Annotated in this window: 17 protein-coding genes; 8 read left to right on the forward strand and 9 right to left on the reverse strand. The window is 72.3% G+C overall.

Annotation, left to right across the window (positions count from 1 at the left end):
* Window positions 1-40 precede the first annotated feature (40 nt).
* On the reverse strand, window positions 41-1,078 hold the full coding sequence (locus tag LXN57_RS05100) for an SIS domain-containing protein (protein WP_251796956.1): 1,038 nt from the start codon (window positions 1,076-1,078) through the stop codon (window positions 41-43).
* Window positions 1,079-1,243: 165 nt separating this feature from the next.
* Between LXN57_RS05100 and LXN57_RS05105 the strand changes: the two genes are divergently transcribed.
* Window positions 1,244-2,764 (forward strand): tetratricopeptide repeat protein, encoded by a 1,521-nt coding sequence (locus tag LXN57_RS05105; RefSeq protein ID WP_438872832.1) that lies wholly within the window; start codon window positions 1,244-1,246, stop codon window positions 2,762-2,764.
* 4 nt (window positions 2,765-2,768) lie between these two features.
* On the opposite strand, the gene LXN57_RS05110 is transcribed toward LXN57_RS05105, so the two are convergent.
* On the reverse strand, window positions 2,769-2,987 hold the full coding sequence (locus tag LXN57_RS05110; RefSeq protein WP_221375742.1) for a biotin/lipoyl-binding carrier protein: 219 nt from the start codon (window positions 2,985-2,987) through the stop codon (window positions 2,769-2,771).
* A gap of 131 nt (window positions 2,988-3,118) precedes the next feature.
* On the opposite strand from LXN57_RS05110, the gene LXN57_RS48560 reads away from it, so the two are divergent.
* Complete coding sequence (locus tag LXN57_RS48560; RefSeq protein ID WP_369752275.1) at window positions 3,119-3,193, forward strand: 50S ribosomal protein bL37; 75 nt, start codon at window positions 3,119-3,121, stop codon at window positions 3,191-3,193.
* Window positions 3,194-3,240: 47 nt separating this feature from the next.
* Here LXN57_RS48560 and rsrA read toward each other — a convergent pair whose 3' ends face one another.
* The 5 genes from rsrA to LXN57_RS05135 all read right to left on the reverse strand — a co-directional run bounded on the left by rsrA (window position 3,241) and on the right by LXN57_RS05135 (window position 6,663).
* Entirely contained in the window at window positions 3,241-3,528 is a 288-nt protein-coding gene (rsrA, locus tag LXN57_RS05115; RefSeq protein ID WP_251796809.1) for a mycothiol system anti-sigma-R factor, read from the reverse strand.
* Between the two features lie 6 nt (window positions 3,529-3,534).
* Window positions 3,535-4,332, reverse strand: coding sequence for a sigma-70 family RNA polymerase sigma factor (locus LXN57_RS05120; protein ID WP_285904592.1), 798 nt, complete (start codon window positions 4,330-4,332; stop codon window positions 3,535-3,537).
* A 91-nt stretch (window positions 4,333-4,423) separates the two neighbouring features.
* On the reverse strand, window positions 4,424-5,011 hold the full coding sequence (locus tag LXN57_RS05125) for an alpha/beta hydrolase family protein (RefSeq protein ID WP_251796811.1): 588 nt from the start codon (window positions 5,009-5,011) through the stop codon (window positions 4,424-4,426).
* Window positions 5,012-5,185: 174 nt separating this feature from the next.
* Window positions 5,186-5,581 carry a WhiB family transcriptional regulator gene (locus LXN57_RS05130; protein ID WP_251796813.1) on the reverse strand — a complete coding sequence of 132 codons (396 nt, stop codon included), beginning with the start codon at window positions 5,579-5,581 and terminating at the stop codon, window positions 5,186-5,188.
* Window positions 5,582-5,964: 383 nt separating this feature from the next.
* Window positions 5,965-6,663 carry an SOS response-associated peptidase gene (locus LXN57_RS05135; protein ID WP_251796814.1) on the reverse strand — a complete coding sequence of 233 codons (699 nt, stop codon included), beginning with the start codon at window positions 6,661-6,663 and terminating at the stop codon, window positions 5,965-5,967.
* A gap of 69 nt (window positions 6,664-6,732) precedes the next feature.
* On the opposite strand from LXN57_RS05135, the gene aroA reads away from it, so the two are divergent.
* The 6 genes from aroA (at window position 6,733) to LXN57_RS05165 (ending at window position 12,530) form a co-directional block, all read left to right on the forward strand.
* The gene (gene aroA, locus LXN57_RS05140) at window positions 6,733-8,025 is read left to right on the forward strand and encodes a 3-phosphoshikimate 1-carboxyvinyltransferase (RefSeq protein ID WP_251796960.1); all 1,293 of its coding nucleotides are present in this window, start codon (window positions 6,733-6,735) and stop codon (window positions 8,023-8,025) included.
* A gap of 2 nt (window positions 8,026-8,027) precedes the next feature.
* Entirely contained in the window at window positions 8,028-9,107 is a 1,080-nt protein-coding gene (gene rsgA, locus LXN57_RS05145) for a ribosome small subunit-dependent GTPase A (protein WP_251796962.1), read from the forward strand.
* A 9-nt stretch (window positions 9,108-9,116) separates the two neighbouring features.
* Window positions 9,117-9,911: a histidinol-phosphatase gene (gene hisN / locus LXN57_RS05150; protein WP_251796815.1), complete on the forward strand. Its 795-nt coding sequence runs from the start codon at window positions 9,117-9,119 to the stop codon at window positions 9,909-9,911.
* Window positions 9,912-10,049: 138 nt separating this feature from the next.
* Window positions 10,050-10,952, forward strand: a complete 903-nt coding sequence (locus LXN57_RS05155) for a hypothetical protein (protein WP_251796816.1) — start codon at window positions 10,050-10,052, stop codon at window positions 10,950-10,952.
* A 216-nt stretch (window positions 10,953-11,168) separates the two neighbouring features.
* Window positions 11,169-11,963 carry an anti-anti-sigma factor gene (locus LXN57_RS05160; RefSeq protein ID WP_251796817.1) on the forward strand — a complete coding sequence of 265 codons (795 nt, stop codon included), beginning with the start codon at window positions 11,169-11,171 and terminating at the stop codon, window positions 11,961-11,963.
* A gap of 9 nt (window positions 11,964-11,972) precedes the next feature.
* Window positions 11,973-12,530, forward strand: coding sequence for a DUF5709 domain-containing protein (locus tag LXN57_RS05165; RefSeq protein WP_251796818.1), 558 nt, complete (start codon window positions 11,973-11,975; stop codon window positions 12,528-12,530).
* A 3-nt stretch (window positions 12,531-12,533) separates the two neighbouring features.
* On the opposite strand, the gene LXN57_RS05170 is transcribed toward LXN57_RS05165, so the two are convergent.
* A complete protein-coding gene (locus LXN57_RS05170; protein WP_221375734.1) occupies window positions 12,534-13,184 on the reverse strand; it encodes a response regulator in 651 nt (216 codons plus the stop codon).
* A 5-nt stretch (window positions 13,185-13,189) separates the two neighbouring features.
* Window positions 13,190-14,323, reverse strand: a complete 1,134-nt coding sequence (gene macS / locus LXN57_RS05175) for a MacS family sensor histidine kinase (protein WP_251796819.1) — start codon at window positions 14,321-14,323, stop codon at window positions 13,190-13,192.
* Window positions 14,324-14,331 lie beyond the last annotated feature (8 nt).

Below are 14,331 nucleotides of genomic sequence, written 5' to 3' on the forward strand. Positions count from 1 at the left end.
ACCGATCAGCCGAGGCGTCCGCCGGATTGCGGGAAAGGTGTCAGAGGGTGCTCGTGACCTTCTTGAGCCCCCGCGGCGCGTCCGGATCCTCGCCGCGGGCCAGCGCCAGGGAGAGCGCCAGCTTCTGCAACGGCAGGATGTCGAGCAGCGCGCTGTACCGCTCGTCGGTCACCGCCGGAACGGAGAGGCGGCCCGCTGCGCCCGGCACGTCGGTCGCACCGATCGTCACCACGTCGGCCCGCCGCTCGCCGAGCCGGGTCACCACGTCGCGCATCGACTGCCCGCCCGGACCGTCGCCCACGACGGCCAGCACCGGCACGTCGGGGTCGGTCATGGCCAGCGGGCCGTGCAGCAGGTCGGCGCCCGAGAACGCGAGCGCCGGCAGGTACGACGTCTCCATGAGCTTCAGCGCGGCCTCGCGGGCGGTCGGGTAGGCGTACCCCCGCCCGGTCGTGACCATGCGGGAGGCGAACCGGTAGCGCTGGGCCAGATCGTCGGCCGTCCGGTCGGCCAGCGCGTCCTCGGCCAACTGGGGCAGCTTGTCGAGGGCGGAGCGCTCCTCGGCCGGCAGCACGCCGTCCCCGGCGCGGATGCCCTCGACCAGCAGCAGAAGGGCGAGAAGTTCCGCGGTGTACGTCTTGGTGGCCGCGACCGCCCGCTCATGACCGGCCGCCACGTCGATCGACAGCTCGGCCGCACGGGCCAGCGGCGATTCCGGGTTGTTGGTGACCGCGAGGGTCAGGCCGCCGGTCTCGCGGGCCACCTGCAGCACGCCGGTCAGGTCGGGCGAGCCGCCGCTCTGGCTGACCCCGACGACCAGCGAGCCGGTGAAGTCGGGACGGGCCCCGAAGAGCGTGATCGCGCTCGGCGAGGCACTGGCCACCGGCAGGCCCAGCCGGATCTCGCTCAGGTAGGCCCCGTAGAGCGCGGCGTGGTCGGAGGTGCCCCGGGCCACGAAGACCACGTTGCGCGGCCGCCGGCGGGCTACCTCGGCGGCAACCTCGGCGATGAGGCCGGTGTGCTCGGTGTCGAGCAGCCGGGCGAATCCACCCGGTTGTTCCGCGATGTCCGCGGCCATCCCCTGGCCTCGCTGTGTCACGGGTTCCTCCCCTGAAGAGCATCTGCACGCGCGATTGCTGCGCAGTCTTGCAAGATTAAGCTTACAGAGTCAATGTTTCGAGCACTAATGCGCAACAGATCGCCCTGCTGACATATACCTTTCTTTCCCCTACTGTCTTGCATCGTGGAATTACGCCGCGCCGCCGACCGCGCTCTCGAACAGGCGAGATCGGCCCTGGCGACAGACGAGCCGGAAAAGGCCGCCGATCATCTGGCCGGCGCGCTCGCCCACGCCCCCACCCTGCCCGAAGTGCACGAAGTTCTCGGCCGTCTCGCCGCACGTCCCGGCGGCGGTCTCGATCTGTTCCGCGCCGGCCCGCACACGTCGCCGGGCAAGCTGGCCGCCCGTGCCCACCTGCTGGCCGCGGCCGGCCGCCCCGAGGACGGTCTGCCCCTGCTCGCCGCGGCCAGCGGTCAGGCTCCCGCCGCCGACTGGGCCGGGGTGCCCTGGGTGGCCGAGCCCGCGCTCGGCGTCCGCATCGAGCCCGGCCTGCTCGCCCAGGTGCTCATGCGGCTCTGCACCCGGGTCGCTGAGCCGGCCCCGCCCACCCTGCGTCCCTACCTGTCCGTCGTCCGGCACGCGCTGGCCGCCCATCCCGAGCACGCGATGCTGCTCGGCGCCGGCTCCGCGCTGGCCCGCCGCGTCGGCGAGCACGAGCTGGCCGTCGACTGGGCCTCCCGCGGCGCCCGGGTCCGTCCGTCCAAGCTCGGCGAGATCTGGCTCGGGTACGCCTACCGCAGCTCCGGAAAGCTGCCCGAGGCGCTCGCGGCCCTGCGCCGCGCTGTCGCGCACGACCCCGACGACCTCTCGGTGTACGCCGACATCGCCGGCACCCTGGCCGACAACGACCGCCTCGAGGATGCCCTGAGCTGGGTCGACCGCGCCCTCGAGCGCGACCCCGAGTACGACTGCGCCGTCCACACCGCGCACCGGCTGCGCCATCGGGCCGACGGCGACCTCATGCACCTGGTCCGGCTGGCCGACTACATCCGCGACCACCCCGACGAGTCGCACGAGCACACCGACCTGGCCGACTGCTGCCGCGACCTGTCCTGGCTGAGCGGCGCCCCCGCAACCGCGCCCCTGCCCCGCGGGGTCGCGCCGGTGCCCGACGAGCCCTCGGCCGAGGCAGTCCGCCGCCTGCGCCATGTCGCCGCACTGTCGTGGGCGCACCCGCCGGCCGCCTACGACGCGGCCGTCCCGCTGATCCTGGTGTCCCCGGCCGAGCTGCTGGCGCTGCTGGCCCACCCGCCGGCCGACGTGGCCGCACCCGAGATCTGGGCGTGCCTGGGTCTGCTGCACCACCGCTCCGAGGAGGCCTGGCTCGACTCGGAACGGCGGCGGATGCTGCTGGAACTGGCCGACGGCGGCCTCGACCGGGTGACCGAGGCGGCGCTGTTCGCCCTGATCGTGGCGGCCTGGGTCGACCCCTCGGCACGGGCCGACGTGGCCGGGGTGGTCACCACCCGGCTCACCGAGGTGGCGTCCCGGCCCGGGGCGCGGTCGTTCGCCGAACTGGCGCTGGCCGCCCCGAGCCTCGATGAGTCCACGCGTCAGCTCGCGACGGCGATGACGCGGACTCCGGCTGCCGTGCCGCGCCAGCGCGGGCGCAGCCGGCTGCTGCTGCGCTGGCGCCGCGGCTGAGCCGTCAGGCCTGGATGATGGCGATCAGGTCGCCCTCCTGGACGACGTCGCCCTCGTGCACGGCCAGCTCGGCCACCGTGCCCTCGTTCTCGGCGACGACCGGGATCTCCATCTTCATCGACTCGAGGATCACCAGGGTGTCCCCCTCGGCGACGGTATCGCCGGTGGAGGCGACGACCTTCCACACGTTGGCCACCATCTCGGCCCGGATCTCGTCGGCCATCGATGAAACCTCCTTTGACGTCGCTGTCGGTCGCCGTCATCAAACCACGGATTCCCCTCGGGTGAGTCCGGCGCGCGCGGAAGCGCCGACTACCATCGGCGCGGGAATACAGCACGAACAAGGAGTCACCGATGGCGAAGAAGGCCCGTAAGAAGAAGGCTCGCAAGAAGAGCAGCGCGAACCACGGCAAGCGTCCCAACAGCTGACATGCAAGAAGGGCCCCGCAGTGCGGGGCCCTTCTTGTTGTGCCGACTTACAGGAGGAACTCCCGGGTTTCCACCTGCACCTCGAGCTGGTCGAGCTTGACGCGCAGCCGCTCGCGCAGCTCGCGCGGCGCCTTCTCGTCACCGCAGGAGCGGGACACCAGCGCCTTCACCTCGTGCTCGATGCCGTACTCGCGCAGGCACCCGTCGCAGTCGTCCAGATGCTTCTGGATCAGCGACCGGCGGTCCTCACTGCACTCCAGGTCGAGATAGAGGTAGACCTCGCTGATCACGATGCCGCAGTCGGTCTCGTGATCCTCACCGTTCAGCCCGCTCATGACGCGTCACGCCTCCTGCGGTTCCGAAGCGGTCCGGGTGATGCCCCGGTCGGCGGCGTACTGCTCCAGGGTCTTGCGCAGGTTGCGCCGACCGCGGTGCAGACGGGACATGACGGTGCCGATCGGCGTGCTCATGATGTCGGCGATCTCCTTGTACGAGAAACCCTCGACATCAGCGAGGTAGACGGCCAGGCGGAAGTCCTCGGGCAGAGCCTGCAGGGCTTCCTTGATGTCACTGTCGGGCAGCCGGTCGAGCGCCTCGGTCTCGGCCGACCGCAGGCCGGCGGACGTGTGCGACTCGGACGCGGCGAGCTGCCAGTCGGTGATCTCCTCGGTGGGAGCCTGCACCGGCTGACGCTGCTTGCGCCGATACGAGTTGATATAGGTGTTCGTGAGAATGCGGTACAGCCACGCCTTGAGGTTGGTGCCTTCCTCGAACTGATGGAAAGCGGAGAACGCCTTCAAGTACGTCTCCTGCACCAGGTCCTCGGCGTCGGCCGGGTTACGCGTCATTCGCAGGCCAGCCGCGTACAGCTGGTCCACAAAAGGCAACGCGTCCCGCTCGAAGCGCGCTCTGCGCTCCTCGGTCCGTTCTGTCTGGGCCACCCTGAGCTCTCCCCTCGACCGCCCCGCCGAGGATACGGGTAGTGCCCCTTCTGCGGCCTGGAAAACCGCCGGTGTGCTGACACTCACCGATGGCGTGACGGGCTGCTCGGCTGCGGGCCACTCGGGGGAACCCAAAAGATTCCGCACCCGATCGACCTCCCGGCCGCCGCGCTCCAGGAACTCTGTTCCGGCTCGCACCTGTCAAACCCCTTCCGACGTTCCAGCTCCGGGGGCTGCAACCGTTCCAGCTCCCGGGGGCTACAACCACGAAGGCGCAACTTGCATTCCTTCAGCCGGCCCACCCGTGCGCACGCATCCAGGCCACTGCCAGCTCTGCGGTGCCCTTGACGTCTTTTCGCAGGTCATGGGTGGCTCCCGGGCGCACCAGCACCTCGACCGGCCCGGAACCGACGGGCACCCCGAAGGCGTCCCGGTCCCCGTTCAGCACGAGCGTGGGCACGTCCGAAGGCAACTCGCTCGCGCGGCTGCGCTCGGGCTTGCCCGGTGGGTGCAGCGGAAAGGCCAGTGCGAGAACGCCGGCCGCCCCCAGTCCGGATGCTGTCCGGCAGGCCACCCGCGCGCCACTCGACCGCCCACCCACGATCAACGGCTCCTCGCGTACGCCGAGAGCCCGCACCACGGCGATCCAGGCCTCATCCAGATGTCCCGCGGGCGCCGGCGCCCGCCGCCCGGCCACCCGATAGGGCTGGGTGACCAGCACCACCTGGACGCCGCTCGCCACCGCCGCGTCGTGCACAGCCGTCAGGTCGGGCGCGTCGACTCCACCGCCGGCGCCGTGCCCCAGCACGAGGACGCTCGCCACCGCACCCGAGGGCCGGGTCATCCGGACCCGGGCCGGCCCGCGCGGCGTGTCCATCTCAAGCTCTTCCACACGGTCATGAAACCAGCCCGCGCGGCCGCCCGGCGCACTTCGCGGCTGCGCCGAGCGCGCACAGCGAAGATCGACGTGTGCGCCCGGCAACGACCGGCTACGCCGGATTCATCAGCTCGACCGATGCGCTCCGCGACGCTGCGGAGGACGGTCGACCGATCAGCGGCTGACCGGCGTGAGGCTGAGCAACCGGCGGTCTTCCTCGTCGGTGTCGTCGTCGACCGTCTCGCCGCCCGGGCCGACGCGTTCGCGCCAGGCCACGAGCATCGCCCGGCGTTCGCGCGGCGTCGTGCCACCCCAGACGCCGTGGCAGTCACCCACCTGCAACGCCCAGGCCAGGCACGGCCCTTGCACCGTGCAGGTGCCGCAGAGCGAGACAGCACTTTCGGACGGTTCGTTCGGCGCCGGGAAGAACGTCTCCGGATCGACCGTGCGGCATGCGCCGCGGGTCCGCCAAGCCTCGTCCGTGCGCCGCTCCTCGATGGCCTCGAGCAACCGTGGATCACGTCGCGCGATGGCTACCTCATGTGGACGCGGCATACGAGCCCGTGTCATCAGCCCACCTCCCCCGTGGGACCGGTACTGCATGTGGCGGACCGGCTCGCACCGTACGAACCAGCACCACTCCGGCGCAGTTTTGTATCGCAGGGTAGGAGATCAGAACAAGGGGCTTATCTATCTTGAAACAAAGTTGCCAATGAGAAATGCGGACAACTTCGGGCAAACGCAAACGTTGATCATGCGTCGTTCAGCGAATTGACAGCAAACGCCCGCCGCTCGCGGACACCCCAGCCGCAAGCCACGAACCGCCGGAGCCGGCGCCGTCGTCCGGTCCGCAATCAACCCGGCGCGCTCACAGCAGGCGCGTGGAAACTAGCAGAGCCCACATCGCCCCGCTGCCCCGGTCGGCAGGCGTCCGGAAGGCTGGACCCGGACGGTCAGAAGAGGGTTGCGGGGGCCGGCGCCGGGTCGAGCGGCGGGGGCGGCTCGAGCAGGTGCGGGCCGTTGTTGCGGACGTTGCCGACGTCGGGGCGAACCGGTCGCACCTCGATGGCGTCCAGCTCGGCCGGCGTGAGCGGCTGCAGCAGGCCGTCCGGCTCGCCGCCACCGGCCAGCCACTCGGGCCAGCGGTCACGGGGCAGGATCAGCGGCATGCGGTCGTGCACCCGGGCCAGGCCGCCGAGCGCCGCCGTCGTCAACACGCTGCAGGTCAGCACGCCGTCGGGCCCCCACGACGACCAGAGGCCGGCGAACGCCAGCGGCGCCCCGTCGGCCGGTGTCATGTAGTACGCCTGACGCTGCTTGCCGTCGCGGACCCATTCGAACCAGCCGTCGGCCGGCACCAGGCAGCGGCGACGCGCGAACGACGGGGCGAAGGCGGGCGACGTCGCCACCGTCTCGGAGCGGGCGTTGATCATGCGGGCGCCGGCGCGCAGGTCTTTGGCCCAGGGCGGCACCAGGCCCCAGCGGGCGGAGTCGAGCACCCGGGCCTCGCGGCTCCTGGATTCCCGCACCACCGGCACCGGGTCGGTGGGCGCCACGTTCCAGCTCGGGCCCAGCTGTTCGAGCACGCTCACCGCCTCGAACAGGTCTTCGAGATCGGCCTCGGTCCTGGTCGTCGCGTACCGCCCGCACATGTCCCCGAACGGTACACGCGTCCCGGGGTGCGGGAACGCTCCGCGAAATTGTCGGTCGGCCCCGGCACAATGGCCCACGTGACTGCACAACCCCGCCCCTGGCCGGCCCCGCCGGCGTCCGGCCCGGTCAGCGCGAGCGTCCGGCTGCCGGGCTCCAAGTCGATGACGGCCCGCGCCCTGGTGCTGGCCGCGCTGGCGTCCGGCCCGTCGACGATCGAGCGGCCGTTGCGCGCCCGCGACACCGAGCTGATGGCGGCCGGTCTGCGGGCGCTCGGCGTGCGGCTCGACACGGACGACGACGAGCGCTGGCTGGTCGAGCCGGGGCCGCTGCGCGGTCCGGCCCGGGTCGACGTGGGCCTGGCCGGCACGATCATGCGGTTCCTGCCGCCGGCGGCAGCGCTGGCCGACGGCCCGGTCGAGTTCGACGGCGACCCGCACGCGCGCAACCGGCCGCTGCGCCCGATCGTCGAGGCTCTGCGCTCGCTGGGTGTGTCGATCGACGCGTCCGCGATCGGCGGGCTGCCGCTGACCGTGCACGGCGCCGGCCTGGTCGAGGGGGGCGAGGCGGTCATCGACGCGTCCGCGTCCAGCCAGTTCGTCTCGGGGCTCCTGTTGTCGGCGCCGCGCTTCACCAAGGGCCTGGTGCTGCGTCACGAGGGGCCGCCGGTGCCGTCCGCGCCCCACTTGCGCATGACCACCCACATGCTTCGCGCCGCGGGCGCCGTGGTCGACGAGTCCGTGCCCGACGTCTGGGCGGTCGAGCCCGGCGAGACCTCCGGCCGTACGTGGGTGATCGAGCCCGATCTCTCCGGCGCCGCGCCGTTCTTCGCCGCCGCCATGGTCACCGGCGGCGCCGTCACGCTCAGCGGCTGGCCGGCCGAGAGCTGGCAGCCCGTGGGCCGGCTGACCGAGCTGCTCACCGCGCTCGGCGCCGAGGTCACCCGGTCGGCCGACGGGCTCACGGTGCGCGGCACGGGCCGGCTGCACGGCGTCACGGCCGACCTGTCCGAGGTCAGCGAGCTCACCCCGGTCGTCGCCGCCCTGGCCGCGCTGGCCGACGGCCCGTCCGAGCTGCGCCGGGTCGAGCACATCCGCGGGCACGAGACCGACCGCATCGCCGCCCTGGCCACCGAGCTGGGCAAGGTCGGCGCCGAGGTCACCGAGTTCCGGGACGGGCTGCGCATCGTGCCGCGGCCGTTGCACGGGGCCGAGTTCGAGACGTACGCCGACCACCGGATGGCGCACGCGGCCGCGGTTATCGGCCTCGCCGTGCCAGGCATCTCCCTCACCGACGTAGCGTGTACGTCGAAGACGTTGCCCGAGTTCCCCGAACTCTGGGCGGAACTCGTGGCGAGGAGCTAGATCTGCCGGCACGCAAGCGGGAGTACGACGAGGACGACGTCCGGGTGCGGCCCGGTCGTTCGTCGCGCCCGCGCACCCGCACCCGCCCCAGGCACGACGACGCCGTCGACGCCCTGGTGATCACGGTCGACCGGGGGCGGTACGGCTGCGTACGCGAGGACGCCCCGCCCGACAGCCCGATCATCACCGCCATGCGGGCCCGCGAGCTCGGCCGCAAGTCGGTCGTGGTGGGCGACCGCGTGGCGCTGGTCGGCGACGTGACCGGCGCGGCGGGGGCGCTGGCCCGGATCGTGCGGATCAGCGAACGCACGTCGGTGTTGCGCCGCACGGCCGACGACGACGACACGACGCCCGAGGGCCGCCTGGAGCGGGTCGTGGTGGCCAACGCCGACCAGCTGGTGATCGTCAGCGCGCTGTCCGATCCGCCGCCGCGCACCGGCTTCATCGACCGCTGCCTGGTCGCCGCGTACGACGCCGGCATCGAGCCACTGCTGTGCCTGACCAAGGCCGACCTGGCCGGGCCGGAGGCGGTGCTCGACTACTACGCCGAGCTCGACCTGCCGTACGTGCTGGTCCGTCCGGACAGCGACCTCGGCGAGCTGCGGAGGCGGCTGGCCGGCAACATCTCGGTCATGGTCGGGCACTCCGGGGTGGGCAAATCCACCCTGGTCAACCGGCTGGTACCCGAGGCGCTGCGGGCGGTCGGGGTGGTCAGCGCGATCGGCAAGGGCCGGCACACGTCGACCAGTGCCGTCGCGTTGCGGCTGCCGCCGGTGGGGCGGTCGCGCACAGACCCGGGCTGGATCATCGACACACCCGGCATCAGAAGTTTCGGCCTGGCCCACGTGAGCGCCGAGAGCCTGCTGCACGGCTTTCCCGACCTGGTCGAGGGCACGCTGGAAGATCCGCCCAACTGCGGCCACACGGCGAACGACATCGACTGCCACCTGGACGCATGGGTCGCGCGGGGCAAAGCCGACCCCCGGCGTCTGGGGTCCTACCGGCGGTTGCTGGCCTCCCGAGCCGGCGAAACCGACCAACGCGACACGCCCGCGGATGACGAGCCGACCGGCCTCGGCTAGCGTGCGGGCATGGCCGGTTATGCCGATGACCTCTCGCTCGCCCACCTGCTCGCCGACACCGCCGACTCGATCTCGATGGGCCGGTTCCGGGCGCTCGATCTCAGGGTCGAGTCCAAGCCCGACCTGACGCCCGTCTCGGACGCTGACACCGCGGTCGAGCAGGCCATCCGTTCCACCCTGGCCCGGGCCCGGCCGCGCGACGGGGTGCTGGGTGAGGAGTTCGGACTGACGCACGCGGCGGCCGGGCCGGGCAGCCGGCGGTGGGTGATCGACCCGATCGACGGCACCAAGAACTTCGTACGCGGGGTGCCGATCTGGGGCACGCTGATCGCGCTGCTCGAGGGTGACACTCCGGTCGCGGGGCTGGTGAGCGCGCCCGCTCTGGGCCGGCGGTGGTGGGGGGCGCGCGGCCATGGCGCGTACGCGGGAAAGCATCAGCACGCCGCCACCCGGATCCAGGTCTCGGGGGTCGGGCGGCTGTCCGACGCCAGCCTGAGCTACGCCAGCCTTGACGGGTGGCAGCAGATCGGGCGCCTGCACAAGATCGTCGACCTCAGCCTGGCGATGTGGCGGAGCCGGGCCTACGGTGATTTCTACGGATACATGCTGCTGGCCGAGGGCGCGCTCGACGCGATGGTCGAGCCCGAGCTGTCGCTGTGGGACGTGGCCGCCCTCATCCCGATCGTGCGGGAGGCCGGCGGCAGCATCACCGACCTGTCGGGCCGGCCGCCGGTCGACAAGTCGTCGGTGATCGCCACGAACGGGCTGCTGCACGAAACGGTGCTGACCGCCCTCAGCCGCTGAACGCCGGTTGCCACACCGGCCCGCTGATCGGACAAAAAGCCCGAAACCGGTAGCACTGCGTAATCCCTCGCGTACCCCGCGCCGAGAGTGTCCCCCGAACCGCTGATGCCCGGCTGAGCCTGGTCTATCGTGCGTCACGTGGTGTCCTCGGGCTGGGCCTTCCTCGCCGCCATGATCCTGGCGTACGGGGTGGCGAACCTCTTGCAGTCAGCGGCTGCGGCGCGCACCACCGTGCACCACACCTTCGATCCCGGACTGCTCGTGCGGCTCGCCGGGCAGCGGACCTACCTGCTCGGCCTCGGGTGCCAGGTTCTCGGCTTCGTTCTCGCCTTCCTCGCCCGCGAGGAGTTGCCGCTCTTCCTCGTGCAGGCCAGCGTGGCCGCCGGGCTGGGCGTAACCGCTGTGCTCGGCGTCGTGCTGCTCAAGTGGTCGCTGCCGGCCGCCGAGATAGTGCTGCTGGGGCTGCTCATGGTCGGCATCGCGGCCCTGGTCAAATCGGCCCAGCCGGCCCATGCGCGGCCGCTGGGAGCGGCCGCGATCGCCGGCCTCGCGGTGGCCCTGCTGGTCATCGCGGGTCTGGGCTTCTTCGCCGTACGGCTCGAGGGCGCACTCGGCTCGGTCGTGCTCGGCTCCCTGGCCGGCGTGGGGTTCAGCGCCGCCGCCATCGCGGCCCGCCCGCTGGCCAACGAGCATTCGGCCGGCGGCTTCTTCGGCAACCCGCTGCTCTACCTGCTCGTCGTGCACTCGCTGGTCGGCCAGTTGCTGCTGGGGCTGGCCATGCAACGCGGCTCGACCACGGCCGCGGTGGCCGCCATGGACGCCGCCGGCGCCGTTCCGGCCGCTGTCGTCGGCCTGCTGCTGCTCGGCGACCGCATCGAGCCCGGCAAGGAATGGCTGGCCGGGCTCGGTTTCGTGGTGACCCTGGCCTCGGTCATCGCCCTGACCCGGTACGCCGAGCCGCAGCACCATTGCGCGCCCGCCCCGCCGCCGGCCCGCCGGCCCGAGCCGGCCCCGCTGCGCACCGCGCCGACCACGCGCTGACGCTCATACCGGAACCGCGCAGTTCCCGAAAGCCGACCCGCGCAATTTCACCGCCGCACGGCATGAGTCATCCCCGGCCGGGTACATGCTGACCATGCCCCTCCGGAGGTTATGTCCCGATTAGCGCGTAGATCCTGCCGTAGGCGAGGGCGTTCGCGGGTCCCCGGACGCGCGGGAAATGCGAAATTCGGACACGTTAGGCACAATGGAGCGATCATGGCGAGCGAGGTGCGACAGCCGGTGGACCACGGGTCGGACTACCCCCTGGTCCGGCTGACCGGGGTGCTCGACGCCGCCACCGCCCGCACGGTGCGGTCCGCGCTGCTGAGCGTGCTCGCCGAACAGCCCGAAGCCCTGTTGGTCGAGGTCAGCGAGGTCACGACCCCGGCCCCCGAGGCTGCAGCCATGCTGCGCGAACTGCGCCGCGACACCGCCGACTGGCCCGCCGCGCACCTCGCCCTGTGCGACCCGCGCGGGGCGAGTGCCTGGCCCGGCGTCGGCTGGCCGGTCTGGCCGGACACCGGCGCGGCCACGGCCGAGCTCGGGCGGCCCGACCCCGATCGGCGGCACAGTCTGGCCCTCGACCCCGTCGTGGGCGCCGCCCGCCGCTCCCGCGAGCTGATCACCGAGGTCTGCGGCCGGTGGGACCGGCACGATCTGGCCGGGCCCGCGTGCATCGTCGTCACCGAACTCGTGAACAACGTGGTCGTCCACGCCCGTACGGCCATGAACGTTCTGGTCGCCAAGCACGGCTCGGGCATCAGCGTGGCGGTGCGCGACCATTCGACGCACACGCCCACCTACACCGGGGGTCCGGTGCCGTCCACCGCGTACGGCGGGCGGGGGATGCTGCTGATCGATTCGGTGTCGGAGCGGTGGGGCAACCTGCCGCTCGACGACGGCAAGGTGGTCTGGGCCCTGCTGATCGCCGACGACGCGGAGGCCGGCCTCGCCCGGCCCGGCGAACAGACCGGGGCCGCGGCGGGCATGACCGACCCCGCACACGGGTAGATTGCGGTAATGCGAGACAACGACTATCCCGCCGAGGTGTCCGACCCGGAGGCTTCCGGTCTGCCCGACACCGCGGATGACGATTCGACCGCGTACGACCAGGTGGAAAGCCCTCGCTGGGCGGACGGACCCGACCCGGCGGCGCTCGCGGGTGTCGGCCCCGGCGGTTCCAACCGCTTCGGCGACACCGCCGAGGAGCAGCGCGAGGGCGAGTCCCTCGACCGCCGGCTCCGCCAGGAGGAGCCCGACTTCGGCGCGGAAGACCCCATCCCAGCGCGCCGCGACCCGATCGACGAGACCGTCGACAGCTCCGAGCAGCGCAACTTCGACGCCGACGTGTGGGGCCAGAGCCCGACCTCCGACCCGGAGTCGCAGATCTCGCTCTACGACGACGGCCAGCTCGACGACGACAACCCCGAGACGGTGGGCCGCCTGGTCGCGCCCGACGAGGGCTACGGCTTCGACGACGAGGCCGACAGCGTGGCCTACGACGCCGGCGCAGCCGGCGGCGGCGCCAGCGCCGAGGAGCTGGCCATCCACAAGACCAACGCCCCCAGGTACGAATAGCGGCTAATCGAGCCCCTGCTCGATGGCGTATCTGGTTAGTTCTACGCGGTTGTGCAGCTGGAGCTTGCCGAGCGTGTTCTGGACGTGGTTCTGCACCGTGCGGTGACTGAGCACGAGTCGTTCGGCGATCTGCCGGTACGACAGGCCCTTCGCCACCAGGCGCAGCACCTCAGTCTCGCGCTCGGTGAGCTTCGGCGCGTCCACCCGCGGGCCGGCCGGCTCGGTGACCGCGAGCCGGCGGAACTCGCCCAGCACCAGCCCGGCCAGGCCGGGCGTGAAAACGGTGTCGCCGGCGGCCGTGCGGCTCACCGCGTCGAGGAACTCGGCCGGCCCGGCCGACTTGAGCAGGTAGCCGGTCGCGCCGGCCTTCATCGCGTCCAGCACGTCCTGCTGTTCGCCGCTGGCCGAGAGCATGAGAATCCGTACGCCGGGGACCTCGGTCAGCAAGCCGTTGATCACCTCGACGCCGGAGATGTCCGGCAGCTGCAGGTCGAGGATCACCACGTCGGGACGGGCCGCGGCCGCGATGCGCACCGCCTGCCGCCCCTCGCCGCTGGTGGCGACCACGTCGTAGCCGGCCGCCGTCAGGTCGCGGCTGACGCCTTCGCGCCACATCGGGTGGTCGTCGACCACCATCACCCGGATCGCGCTCATGGCAGTCACGATATCGGTGCGCGAGGCACGGTCATCTCGACCTCGGTGCCCTCGCCCGGCGCCGAGATGATCTGCACCCGGCCGCCGAGGTCGGCCACCCGCCCGCGGATCGACTGCACGACGCCCAGCCGGCCCTGCGCCTGGGCCTGGGCCAGCCGGTCGGGCTCGATGCCGCAGCCGTCGTCGCGGACGGTCACCACGACCTCGGCCGGTTCGTCCTCGACGAACAGGTAGACCTTGGTGCCGGGCTCGCAGTGCCGGGCCACGTTGTCGAGAGCGGCCGCGACCGCGGCGGTCAGTTCCCGGGCCGTACGGGCAGGGAGACGCACAGCGCCGGCCGGGCCCGAGACGGTGACGGCCGGGGACGCGTACGGCTGCAGCAGCGCCATCAGATCGAGGTCGTCCCCGCCCGGATCGCTCGCCCGCCGCCCGGCCACCAGGGTGCGCAGCGCCGCCTCCTGCTCGCCGGCCAGCCGGGCCAGCTCGCCGGCCTCGCCGTCCAGCCCCGCGCCGCGCCGCTTGACCAGCGCCAGCACCTGGAGCACGGAGTCGTGGATGTCGCGGGCGAGCCTCTCCCGTTCGCGGGTGGTCGCCTCGAGCTCGATCGCGCGCTCGAGCCGCTGCTGCGCGACCTCGGCGATCCGCACGAGGTTGCCCACCGCGATCGCGGCCAGCAGCATGAGCACGGCGCCGGTGAACGCGGCCTGGTCGTAGTGGGCCCGGACGGCCAGATCGGTGGCCCCCATGGCCAGGGCGGCCGCGATGCCCCCGCGCCGCCCGCCGGCCACCGCCCAGCAGATCACCGGCGCGACGTGCCAGGCGACGGCCAGGGTGGGCAGGCCCGACTCGAGCCCGGAACGGCCGACGACCCAGACGCTGGCGGTCAGCGCGCCCATGGTGATCAGCTGGTCGGTCACCAGAAGGGGGATCCTGCGGCGGGCCGGGTCGGCGTACGCATAGGTGGTGAGGACCGTCCAGGCAGCCATCGCGGCCAGCACGGGCCAGGCCAGCATCGGCCGCGCGTAGGCGCTGACATTGCTCACGACCAGGAAAGTGGCGTAGGCGAGCGCGGCCAGCCGGTAGATCGCGATCGCCCGCCACAGCGGCGCCTGGAGACCGCTGTCGCGTGCGTCCGCCATGGGGCGAC

This window comes from Paractinoplanes hotanensis, assembly GCF_023717965.1.
GTDB lineage: Bacteria > Actinomycetota > Actinomycetes > Mycobacteriales > Micromonosporaceae > Actinoplanes > Actinoplanes polyasparticus.